The 12,040-nt window shown below is 38.0% G+C and carries 13 protein-coding genes; 12 read left to right on the top strand and 1 reads right to left on the bottom strand.

All coding sequences use genetic code 11. The features are described 5' to 3' along the window. Positions 1-59: 59 nt before the first annotated feature. The 9 genes from zapE (at position 60) to DPX34_RS09930 (ending at position 7,256) form a co-directional block, all read left to right on the top strand. Entirely contained in the window at positions 60-1,175 is a 1,116-nt protein-coding gene (gene zapE, locus DPX34_RS09970) for a cell division protein ZapE (RefSeq protein WP_198673673.1), read from the top strand. Between the two features lie 20 nt (positions 1,176-1,195). Beyond that, a complete protein-coding gene (locus tag DPX34_RS09965) occupies positions 1,196-1,903 on the top strand; it encodes a DUF6445 family protein (protein WP_111978277.1) in 708 nt (235 codons plus the stop codon). A gap of 228 nt (positions 1,904-2,131) precedes the next feature. After that, complete coding sequence (gene rplM / locus DPX34_RS09960) at positions 2,132-2,560, top strand: 50S ribosomal protein L13 (RefSeq protein WP_111978276.1); 429 nt, start codon at positions 2,132-2,134, stop codon at positions 2,558-2,560. Positions 2,561-2,575: 15 nt separating this feature from the next. Then, complete coding sequence (gene rpsI, locus DPX34_RS09955; RefSeq protein WP_111978275.1) at positions 2,576-2,968, top strand: 30S ribosomal protein S9; 393 nt, start codon at positions 2,576-2,578, stop codon at positions 2,966-2,968. A 409-nt stretch (positions 2,969-3,377) separates the two neighbouring features. Beyond that, positions 3,378-3,968 carry a ubiquinol-cytochrome c reductase iron-sulfur subunit gene (petA, locus tag DPX34_RS09950; protein ID WP_111978274.1) on the top strand — a complete coding sequence of 197 codons (591 nt, stop codon included), beginning with the start codon at positions 3,378-3,380 and terminating at the stop codon, positions 3,966-3,968. 2 nt (positions 3,969-3,970) lie between these two features. Then, positions 3,971-5,239, top strand: a complete 1,269-nt coding sequence (locus DPX34_RS09945; protein WP_111978273.1) for a cytochrome b — start codon at positions 3,971-3,973, stop codon at positions 5,237-5,239. Next, on the top strand, positions 5,236-5,973 hold the full coding sequence (locus tag DPX34_RS09940; RefSeq protein ID WP_111978272.1) for a cytochrome c1: 738 nt from the start codon (positions 5,236-5,238) through the stop codon (positions 5,971-5,973). The genes DPX34_RS09945 and DPX34_RS09940 overlap by 4 nt, the downstream gene beginning before the upstream one ends. A 165-nt stretch (positions 5,974-6,138) precedes the next feature. Continuing rightward, positions 6,139-6,765 carry a stringent starvation protein SspA gene (gene sspA, locus DPX34_RS09935; RefSeq protein WP_111978271.1) on the top strand — a complete coding sequence of 209 codons (627 nt, stop codon included), beginning with the start codon at positions 6,139-6,141 and terminating at the stop codon, positions 6,763-6,765. A 2-nt stretch (positions 6,766-6,767) separates the two neighbouring features. Beyond that, entirely contained in the window at positions 6,768-7,256 is a 489-nt protein-coding gene (locus DPX34_RS09930) for a ClpXP protease specificity-enhancing factor (RefSeq protein WP_111978270.1), read from the top strand. A 65-nt stretch (positions 7,257-7,321) separates the two neighbouring features. Here the strand turns inward: DPX34_RS09930 and DPX34_RS09925 are convergent, their stop codons facing one another. After that, positions 7,322-7,681, bottom strand: a complete 360-nt coding sequence (locus DPX34_RS09925) for a histidine triad nucleotide-binding protein (protein WP_111978345.1) — start codon at positions 7,679-7,681, stop codon at positions 7,322-7,324. Positions 7,682-7,898: 217 nt separating this feature from the next. Here DPX34_RS09925 and gorA point away from each other — a divergent pair, with 217 nt between their 5' ends. The 3 genes from gorA to DPX34_RS09910 all read left to right on the top strand — a co-directional run bounded on the left by gorA (position 7,899) and on the right by DPX34_RS09910 (position 11,948). Next, entirely contained in the window at positions 7,899-9,254 is a 1,356-nt protein-coding gene (gorA, locus tag DPX34_RS09920) for a glutathione-disulfide reductase (protein ID WP_111978269.1), read from the top strand. Between the two features lie 330 nt (positions 9,255-9,584). Then, a complete protein-coding gene (locus DPX34_RS09915; protein WP_111978268.1) occupies positions 9,585-10,478 on the top strand; it encodes a hypothetical protein in 894 nt (297 codons plus the stop codon). Positions 10,479-10,640: 162 nt separating this feature from the next. Next, entirely contained in the window at positions 10,641-11,948 is a 1,308-nt protein-coding gene (locus tag DPX34_RS09910; RefSeq protein ID WP_198673672.1) for a DEAD/DEAH box helicase, read from the top strand. Positions 11,949-12,040: the final 92 nt, after the last annotated feature.

Genomic DNA, 12,040 nt, shown 5'->3' with positions numbered 1-12,040 from the left:
GCATGTATAATTCTAGCTTAATATAAAATACTTTAACCTAATCGCTTTTTATCATAAATATGAAAATATCTGCAAAAACGCCACTCTCCTGTTATCAATCTGATTTAAAACGAGACGATTTTCATTATGATCCTGCTCAAGAAAATGCGATTAAGCATCTACAACGATTATATGATGCTTTAGTGACTTCTGATCAAGTTAATTCAACCGGATTTCTCGCTAATTTAACGACATTGTTTAAGAAACCAACAAAAGAACCTATAAATGGTTTGTATTTTTGGGGCGGGGTTGGTCGAGGCAAAACGTATTTAGTTGATACTTTTTTTGAATGCCTTCCTTTCGATAATAAAATGCGAGTGCATTTTCATCGATTTATGCACCGGGTTCATGATGAATTAGCACAGTTAAAAAATACTGAAAACCCACTGGATGTCATCGCTAAAAAATTTGCCAGTGAGGTCAGGATTATTTGTTTTGATGAATTTTTTGTCTCAGATATTACCGACGCTATGCTGCTAGGCGGTTTGTTCGAAAAACTATTTGCACACGATGTCATACTTGTTGCGACTTCAAATATTATCCCTGATGAACTTTATCGCAACGGATTACAACGGGCGCGTTTTTTACCGGCTATTGAATTGATTAATAAACATTGTGACATTGTGAATGTTGACCATGGTGTGGATTATCGACTACGTACACTGACGCAAGCCGAGATTTTTCATGCACCTCTAGATGAACAAGCTGACATCAATTTAAATCAATATTTCTCTCAACTGGCTATAGAGCCTATTGAGCATTCGGTTTCCATTGATATTGCTAATCGGGCTATTCCTTGCCGTTCAGTTTGTGATGGTGTGGTATTGTTTGATTTTTCAGTATTATGCGAATCGGCACGCAGCCAAACCGATTATATGGAAATCAGCCGGATTTATCATACGGTATTGCTGCGTAATGTTAAAAATATGGGGCGTACAAATGATGATGCCGCTAGGCGCTTTATTTCGCTTGTAGATGAGTTTTACGAACGGAATGTTAAATTGATTATTTCAGCAGAGTCACCTATTGAGGGGCTGTATTCTGACGGGACGTTAAATTTTGAATTTAAACGTTGTATGAGTCGGTTGCAAGAAATGCAATCTCACGAATATCTTGCCACAGCTCATATTCCTTAAGCTTTGATGGATATTATTCTATGATTGAAATTAATCAAAATATGCAATGTTCGATTTTCCATGTGGGTAACGAGAAAACACCTATCTTAGTGATTGATGATTTTGTTGAAAATATTGAATCTGTGCGCAGTGTTGCAGCCGCTCAACCTTTTACTTCTCCACGAGATGGTTTGCATTATCCAGGGTTGCATTCATCTATTGGCGCTGAGTATGGCAATGCGATTTTACGCGCAATAAAACCTCTATTTCAGCGTGACCCTTTTAATGTTTCGCCGTATTTGTCTTTATATCCAATGGATGGGGTTTATTCATTACTAACATCAACCGTTGAAAATTTGACCCCTGCACAAAGTAAACCTCACTTTGATACGCCAATGCCTAATTGTTATGCTGTGTTGCACTATTTGAATCAAGGGGATTTTGGCGGGACTGCATTTTATCGGCATAACCCATCAAATTTTGAATGCATTAGCGCTGAACGGCTTGATACCTATATCAAAGCTGAAGAGCAGTTTATTTCGCAACAAGATAAAACCGAGAGTAAATATTTTACGGATTCTAATGCTCACTTTAATTTAACGCACCTGGTTAAATATAAGCAAAATCGATTAGTTATTTATCCAACGTCTGTATTTCATTCAATTTACGTTGATGACATTAATAAAAATGTTAATAGTGATCCACAAACCGGTCGTTTAACCGCTAATTTCTTTCTGTGCTTCAAATAAAAGCATTGCTCTGGCTTGTTTCAGTCGTGTGTTATTGAATTATGATTGAAATTTTAAATAAAAAGGTGAATATTTTTTCACCATCCTGTATAATTCGCGCCCCAGCCCGATCCGGCTGATTATATTGTCAGCCCTTGTATGAATTCTCGAAGGGGTTTTCAGCATAAAATGGGGAGGCGAAAGCCTCAATTATATTATAGATTTTTTTGAGTTTGGGTTCATTTAATAATGAAAACTTTTACTGCGAAAGCCGAATCTGTTCAACGCGACTGGTATGTTGTTGATGCAGAAGGTAAAACATTAGGTCGCATCGCGACTGAAATCGCTAGCCGTTTACGCGGAAAGCATAAGCCAGAATACACTCCTCACGTTGATACTGGCGATTATATCGTTGTTGTTAATGCTGAAAAAGTAGCTGTTACCGGTGCTAAATTCACTGATAAAGTATACTACGCGCATTCTGGTTATATTGGCGGATTAAAATCAATTACGTTTGATAAATTACAAGCGAAAAAGCCAGAAATGATCATCGAAAGTGCGGTTAAAGGTATGTTGCCTAAAGGCCCATTAGGTCGTGCTATGTTTCGTAAGCTAAAAGTTTACGCTGGCACAGAGCATAATCATCAGGCTCAACAGCCTCAAGTATTAGACATCTAATAGGGAGCTATAGGCATGGCAACTACACAATATTACGGTACTGGCCGTCGTAAAAGTTCTACTGCTCGCGTATTTATACGTCCAGGTAGTGGTAACATCACAGTAAATAAACGTTCATTAGATACTTTCTTTGGTCGCGAAACTTCTCGTATGGTTGTTCGTCAACCATTAGAATTAGTTGAAATGACTGAAAAATTTGATATTTATGTAACAGTTGTTGGTGGCGGTATGACAGGTCAAGCTGGTGCAATTCGTCACGGTATCACTCGTGCATTAATGGAATTTGATGAATCATTACGTCCAGCATTACGTCAAGCGGGTTATGTTACTCGTGATGCACGTAAAGTTGAGCGTAAGAAAGTGGGTCTTAAGAAAGCGCGTAAGCGTCCACAATTCTCAAAACGTTAATTCGAATTTTCGAATATCAGAAAAGCCCAGTTTTTACTGGGTTTTTTTTTGCATTTTTTAATTGTTTTGTAAACAACGCTGTTGAATTTGATCTAATTCAAACTAAAGCCTAGATTTAACGGTGTTTTTTGACATTTTTCCTGTCAAAAATAGCGGAATTTTTATATCATTCACCTTATTTTGTCAGCGTTAGGTCGATTTACGCAAATCAGTATAATAAATAAGCGTTTTTAATCATTTCGGTCAACATAGTTAGTTTGCTTTCATTCTTGTGAAAGAATATGAGCTAAGAAGCCAAAACGGCTATGTGATTTTAATTTTTATGAGCGTTGTTACTATGATGATTGGTGTATTGTCACTAAAGTTGGTATTGAACTTACCATAAAGTTAAAGTCTCGGAGAACATTGGATGAGTAATGCGCCTGTCGATAACAGTCGTCGTCGCTTTCTGACCGTCGCCACTTCAGTAGTGGGTGGCGTTGGGGTAGCAGGAGCCGCTGTTCCTTTTATTGCTTCTTGGAACCCAAGTGCTAAAGCTAAAGCAGCTGGTGCACCGGTAGAAGTTAATATTAGTAAAATTGAACCTGGCCAAATGCTGCGCGTAGAATGGCGTGGCAAACCGGTTTGGATTGTAAATCGTACACCTGAAATGATTGCTGGCCTAGCGGGTCATGAAGACCAGCTACGTGATGCTGCGTCTGAAAATGAACAGCAGCCAAGCTATGCCCAAAATAGACACCGTTCTATTAAACCTGAAATATTGGTTGCAGTGGGTATTTGTACTCATTTGGGTTGTTCACCTCAGTATATTCCTGAAGAGTTTGAAGCGAAAGTAGAAGGTGTGCCTGATGGTTTCTTCTGCCCATGTCACGGTTCTAAATTTGATATGTCAGGTCGCGTGTTTCAAAGCGTACCTGCGCCATTAAACTTACAGATCCCACCTCATTACTATATTGACGACAACACCATTTTAGTTGGTGAAGAGCAAGGGGCAGCATAATCATGTGGAAAAATTTACTTGATTGGATTGAATATCGTATTCCAATGATGCGTGTTGCCAACATGCATGCTTTACAATACCCAGCACCTAAAAATATGAATTTTTGGTATGTGTTTGGTTTCTTAGCAACAATTGTTTTAGTTAATCAAATTGTTACGGGTATTTGGTTAACAATGAGTTATAACCCTAGTGCAGAAGGCGCCTTTGCTTCTGTAGAATACATCATGCGTGATGTAGAGTATGGCTGGTTATTACGTTATATGCATTCAACCGGTGCATCTGCATTCTTCGTTGTGGTTTATTTACACATGATGCGTGGGATGATGTATGGCTCTTACCAAAAGCCGCGTGAACTATTGTGGTTATTTGGTATGTTTATATACCTAGCCTTAATGGCTGAAGCATTCATGGGATATTTATTACCATGGGGGCAAATGTCATATTGGGGGGCGCAAGTTATTATCTCATTGTTTGGTGCAATTCCTGTTATTGGTGATGATATAACGCTTTGGATCCGTGGTGATTATGTAATCTCGGGTGCGACGTTAAATCGTTTCTTTGCATTGCATGTTATTGCTTTACCTTTAGTTATTGTTGTTCTTGTCTTTTTACACATTGTTGCGTTGCACGAGGTTGGGTCTAATAACCCAGATGGCGTTGATGTAAAACGACCTAAAGGTTCTTTATCTGATGATGAGAAAACGAAGTTCAAAATTCATGAATATTACACTAATAAGAAAGATATCTTGGATGATATTGTACCTTTCTTCCCACACATCGTTTTAAAAGATCTAGTGGCGTTTGGTATATTCTTAATATTATGTTCATATGTGCTCTTCTTTACCCCAGAGATGGGCGGTTTCTTCTTAGAGCCACCAAATTTTGAAGCTGCAAACCCAATGAAAACACCAGAGCATATTGCTCCAGTTTGGTATTTCACGCCGTTCTATGCCATTTTACGAGCTGTACCTGATAAATTATTAGGTGTTATTGCGATGTTTGCTGCAATTGTCATGCTTGCATTATTGCCTTGGTTAGATCGTTGTAAAGTTAAGTCTATTCGCTATAGAAGCACATTACATAAGGTTAACTTAGCGCAATTTACGGTTTGCTTTGTACTATTAGGTTACTTAGGTGTTAAACCTGCTACACCAACGTATACAATCATGGCTCAAGTTGCTTCATTGTTATACTTTGCCTACTTCGGCTTATTATGGTTGTATAGTAAAAACGAGAAATGTAAGCCTCTACCAGAGAGGATCACGAAATGAAAAAAATACTAATTACTTTATTGGCTTTATTACCGGCTCTTGCTTTTGGTGCGGGTTCAAGTGTGCCTTTAGATCATGTTGAAGTTGATTTAAGGGATAAAGCGTCTATTCAACGTGGTATGGCATTATTTGTTAACTATTGTTTAGGTTGTCATCAGCAAAAATATCAACGTTATCAGCGTACAGCTGATGACAATGGTATTTCACTTGATGTGCTTAAAGAAAATTTAATGTTTACAGGCGAAAAAGTAGGTGATCATATCACTAATACGATGCCTGAAGACGATGCGCCTAAATGGTTTGGTAGCACACCACCTGATCTAACTTTAGTTGCACGTGTTCGTACCCCTGATTGGATTTATACGTATTTACGAAGTTTTTATGTTGATCCTTTAAGACCTTTTGGCGTAAATAACACGGTATTTCCTAATGTAGGTATGCCGCATGTTTTACAAAGCTTACAAGGTATTCCAACTAAAATTGCGCACACTGCAATGGTTGATGGTGAAGAAGGTGTACAACAAGGTGAAAAAATTGTAGTTGATGGTTCTGGTAAATTGTCACCTGAAGAATATGACGCAGCAATGCGTGATTTAGTTAATTACTTAGTTTATACCGCTGAACCAACGCGTTTAGAATCAGAAAGATTAGGTACATGGGTCATAGGGTTTTTAATTATCTTTGTGTTCTTTATTTACCTACTTAAGAAAGATTATTGGCGTGACGTACACTAATTAGTGTAATGTAAGCGTTAATTAATATTGGGGGGGCTTAGCTCCCCTTTAGTGTTTGTATAGTCTTGCTTAAGTTGTTGTTAAAATATTATTTTTCTACAACAAGTAACGATTATATTACTGACAGGTGTCAGATAATATTCAAGCTATTTTAGGAGATTACCCATGGCTGTTGCCGCCAATAAACGTTCTGTCATGACGCTATATGCTGACGAAATCGATCTGTATAGTCACCAGGTTCGAATCGTATTAGCAGAGAAAGGTGTTAGTGTTGACATTAAACTAATTGACGAAAACAACAAACCGGAAGAACTTTGGGAAGTAAATCCATATGGAAGCGTTCCAACTTTGATCGACCGTGAATTAGTGTTGTATAACGCAAATATCATTATGGAGTACTTAGATGAGCGTTTTCCTCATCCGCCACTGATGGCTGTCTATCCTGTTGCCCGTGGTAAAAGTCGTTTAATGATGGAGCGTATCGAGCAAGACTGGTATTCCCTTGTTACTAAAATCGAAGCTTGCAATGAAGAATCAGCTGCTGCACGTTCTGAATTACGTGAAAGTATTTTAGCTATTGCCCCTGTGTTTGCTGAAACACCTTACTTTATGAGTGAAGAATTCAGTTTGGTTGACTGTGTGTTAGCTCCTTTACTTTGGCGCTTGCCAAAACTTGGCATTGATTTAATTGGCCAAGGCAGTAAAGAAGTTAAAAACTACATGATGCGTGTTTTTGAACGTGATTCATTTCAAGCATCATTAACTGATGCTGAAAGAGATATGCGAGTTTAGTTATGCCAACAATGACTTCATGTAAGCCTTATTTGGTTAGAGCTATGTATGAATGGATACAAGATAATAATTGTACTCCGTACTTAGTTGTTAACGCGAATGCGCCAAATGTACAAGTGCCGCGCGAGCATGTTAAAGATGGTCAAATTGTCTTAAATATCTCCTCGCAATCGACGGGTTCATTACAAATAAACGACGATGAGCTTTCATTTAATGCGCGTTTTGGTGGTCAGCCTCGACATTTGATCGTGCCTATTTATGCTATTGTTTATATCTATGCCAAAGAAACGGGTGAAGGCATGCCGTTTCCGCCGGAAGATATTGAAGAAAGTGATGAAGTTGAAAGCAGTGATGTATTCAACATACTTAGCGAAGCTGAAGAGCCAGAGGTTTCGAAGTCGCCGCTAACTGCAATCGAAAACGAAGAGCCACCGCAAGCTGAGCAAACCAATAAAGCAAAAAGCAGAAGTCATTTGAAAGTTATTAAGTAAACTCTGTTTCACTGTTAAAAAAACCGATATGCAGCTGCTTATCGGTTTTTTTATATCTGTGATTATTATTTTAATCTTTCTTGGTAAGGTGGCCAGCCTAAAGGCTTGCCGGCTAATAAATGCAAATGGATATGATAGACGGTTTGGCCACCATCTTCATTGCAGTTCATAACAACCCTATACCCATCATCAGCAAACCCCGCTTCTTTTGCTATTTTAGCTGCGACAACAAATAAGTGACCGACTAATTCTGCATTATCACTATTGATATCATTAATGGTGGCAATACTCACTTTAGGTATGATCAATAGGTGAGTGGGGGCTTGTGGGCTAATGTCTTTAAAGGCAAGTGCCTTATCATCTTCATAGACAATATCCGCAGGGATTTCTTTAGCTATGATTTTGTCGAAAATTGTAGTTTGCATAATAAAATCGATTAAATTATAAATTAGCATTAAGCTTAATATATTTTATCGATAAGTGTAATCGGTAAAAGTAAATTGCTATTCACGCTATTTCAATCCAACATGATAAACCAAGCTATTTAATAAGCTGATTAAGTACAGGTTAAATATTCATAGATGATTTTATCTGCTTTAATCATAATTCATAAGTATCGAACTAAAATAAAACGGAGTGAACATGACACAACATTTTGATTTTTTAGCGATTGGTGGTGGCAGTGGCGGTATTGCCAGTGCTAACAGGGCTGCTAAGCATGGTAAAAAAGCAGCCGTGATTGAAGCCAAATATATTGGTGGCACCTGTGTTAATGTCGGTTGTGTTCCTAAAAAAGCGATGTGGTATGCAGGGCAAATAGCTGATGCAATAAAATATGGTAAAGATTACGGATTTGACATGCAAAGCCCGACGTTAGACTGGTCGCGTTTAGTTAAAAACCGAGAAGCCTACATAGAGCGCATACATGCCTCATATCAACGAGGGTTTGATAGCAATGGTGTAACCGTAATCAATGGCTTTGCGAAGTTTATTGATAAAAATACAGTCGAAGTCAATGGAACTCAATATACCGCTGACCATATTGTTATAGCCACTGGTGGTCGACCTGCTGTTCCCAATATACCGGGAGCAGGGTTTGGTATAACCTCTGATGGTTTTTTTGCCTTGACTGAGCAACCTAAGCGCGTAGCTGTTATTGGAGCGGGTTATATTGCCGTTGAGATCGCGGGGGTATTTCATGCTTTAGGTTCTGAAACACATTTGGTTGTGCGTAAAGATAAGCCGCTACGTAATTTTGATCCTATTTTGAGCGACACATTAGTTGAAGTGATGAATGAAGATGGCCCTATGCTGCATAAACAATCTTCGCCAACAAATATTGAGCAATTAGAAGATAAGTCATTAGTGGTTCATTTAGAAAATGGCAATAGTTTACCTCCTGTTGACTGTGTACTTTGGGCGATAGGGCGAGAACCAGCAACAGACAATATTAATATTCAAGCGGCAGGTATTGAACTAAATGATAACGGTTTTATTCCAACTGATAAATATCAAAATACAAGCGTCGCAGGTGTTTATGCCGTTGGCGATAATACCGGGCGAGCTCAATTAACACCGGTAGCCGTTGCAGCAGGACGTCGATTAGCAGAGCGTTTATTTAATAATCAAGTTGATGCACACCTAGATTACTCTACCATCGCGACGGTTGTCTTTAGTCACCCACCGATTGGCACTGTCGGTTTAACAGAAGCAGAGGCGATAGCTAAACACGGTAATGAAAGTGTTAAGGTGTATAAATCTCAATTTACTGCACTCTATCAGGCGATGACCTCTCATCGTCAACCTACACGTATGAAATTAGTTTGTGTTGGCGAAAATGAAAAAATAGTCGGCATTCATTCTATTGGCTTTGGCTCAGATGAACTATTGCAAGGCTTTGCTGTTGCAATGAAAATGGGCGCGACTAAAGCGGATTTCGATAATACGATTGCAATTCATCCTACCTCGGCAGAAGAGTTTGTTACCCTAGATACCTAGCTATTATGATAGTTATGAATAGAGTTAGTCACTGAAAGGGTTAACTCTATTCACAAATGGTCTTTATTCATTAAAAGATAATTGTAAGCGATCGCCGCAGAATTAAGTCGCTATTTCCCATCTATTACCTAGCTTAAACCCAATTAAATATGGTTGGTAATATTACTCATTTAAAATAATCATTTATTAACAGGGAGTTAAATTAAATGACCTTCATTTTTTACGTTTGGTAATAAAAATATAATTTAATTGAACATAATTAAAGCAACAGACCGACTTAAACTAATAGTTAATTAAAGAAGATTATTATAATTAACTAAGGAAAGGGTCATGATAAAACATCAACTCATCTATGTATTAACCCTATATAGTATGCTTGTTTCGGTGAGCGCAATGGCGAGTATTGACATAATTACGCCTAAAACATTTAGTGCTCAAGACCATTATGCTCAAGTACTTTTACACAAAGCATTAAGTGCTAAAGATAATCGTACTCCTCCCAGAATTGCGACTAAGCCGACTAACTTGAGTGGACATGCTTTGCAGCAAGCGCTACTTGAAGATGAAATATCGGTAATGTGGCAAACAACTTCTAAAGCATTGGAGCTGGAGTTTAATGCAGTTAAAATACCGATATATAAAGGCCTAGAAGGATATCAGATTATTCTCACTAATAAGAGCATGGATCTCTCAAGCATACGCTATTTAACTCAAACAAAATTAAAAAATTATACTTTTGGCCAGCTACGCGCTTCAGAAAATGCAAACACGTTACTTAGCAGTGGTTTGACTACCTACACTGCGAGCAAACCAGCTCATTTATTGCATATGCTTGAAGGCGGGCGTTTTGATATGCTTCCCATTCCTTTACTGGTTTTTGATACTTATAACAAAATAATGATAGAAAAGGGGCTTGATAATGGAATTCATCGTTCGGCTGTTGCATTGGCATACACACAGCCCATTTATTATTTTACAAATAACGCAAAATTGGCAAATGACCTTAGGCAAGGTATAAATATTTTGATTAAAAGTGGTGAGTTTGATCAATTTTATTATCAACAAACTTTTGTTAAAAACGCTATTAGTAAGTTGAGCAAAGAAAACCTGAATATAGTTCAATTGGAAAATCATAATCTACCTAACGGAACACCCATTGCGCAGTCGCATTTATGGTTAGATATATCATTGCAAGATACGGTGGTTGCTAAAAATTTACAATAAATGTAATCCATTGTTGTTGATGTAGCTCTACTAGATTCCCATTACTAGAGAGCTGCATGTGAGTTAATATATTTGAATTTTAAACCTTTAGGGATGCTGTTAACTCGCTTATTTAATAAGAAACGGTATAATAAGCGCTGTTAATTTACTGGAGCTCTCTCGTTGAAATTTACCGAATTCCGTTTACACCCTCTTCTACTTAAATCACTAGACCATATGGGGTTTAAAGGCGCGACTGAAATACAACAGCTTGCGATCCCATCGGCTTTAAATGGCAGTGATCTCATCGCGTCGTCACAAACAGGTTCAGGTAAAACGCTTGCATATTTATTACCCGTATTGCACAACATGTTATACACACGTGCGTTTAGTAAACGTGATCCTAGAGCTGTCGTTTTGGCGCCTACTCGTGAGTTAGCTAATCAAGTTTATGCGCAATTACGGTTATTAATTGCTAATACGCAATACACGGCAGTGAAATTAATAGGGGGTGATAATTTTAATGATCAAGCCAAGATATTACGCAAGCAACCTAAAATCATTGTTGCTACACCTGGCCGTTTGGCTGATCACTTAACTCATCGCCATTTAACCTTAGAGAGTTTAGAAGTCTTAGTTTTTGATGAAGCTGATCGCATGCTTGACCTTGGTTTTTCAGACCAATTAAAGCACATACATACCGCGGCAAATCATCGAAAAAGGCAAACATTACTTTTTTCGGCAACGTTAGATAACGCCGATGTTTTATCGATTGGTCAATCATTGTTAAATGCGCCCAAACGGATTGCCGTTGGGGCTGCAAGTGATCAACACCAAGATATCACACAGCACTTTTATCTTGCTGATCATCTGGATCACAAAAAAGCGTTATTGGCATATTTAGTCAAATCAACACCGCAAAACCAAATAATAATCTTTACGGCAACGCGAGATGACACTCAAGGGTTAGCTGAATTTTTAGTTGAGCAAGGTATGGATGCTGCCGGGTTGTCGGGTAACCTTTCGCAGGCCAAGCGTAATTCAGTTTTAGATGATTTTTCACGTAGTCGATTTAAAGTACTGGTTACGACTGATGTTTCTTCTCGGGGATTAGATTTAAAAAACGTGAGTGCGGTTATTAACTTTGATTTACCTAAAATAGCAGAAGAATATATTCATCGTATCGGCCGAACCGGACGTGCTGGTTTTAAAGGTGATGCATACTCTATTGTGGGCAAACGTGATTGGCAAAGCTTTGAGCAGCTTAAAGCCTTTTTACAAATAGATATTAACTTCTCTGTGATCGAAGGCTTAGAGGCTAAATTTAAAGGCGTGTTTAAAACACCGGCTAAACCTAAAAATGCTAATGCGGTTAAAGCTAAATCAAATAAAGCTAAAAGTAGTAAGCCTAAAGTACATAAGCCAAAGAAAAAAGTATCGATAGTTGCACCTAAAATGGATATAGATGCACCACCGCTTCGCCGAAAATAATGAATAGAATCACATTGCATTATATTTGTGCAGTGTGATAAATCCCCTTTATAGTGCTTTTCTTTAAAATGTATATAGTTTGTTAACCTATC

It is taken from the genome of Algibacillus agarilyticus (genome assembly GCF_003286125.1).
GTDB classification, from domain to species: Bacteria; Pseudomonadota; Gammaproteobacteria; order Enterobacterales; family Alteromonadaceae; genus Algibacillus; species Algibacillus agarilyticus.
This window is presented reverse-complemented; position numbering and strand designations above follow the sequence as displayed.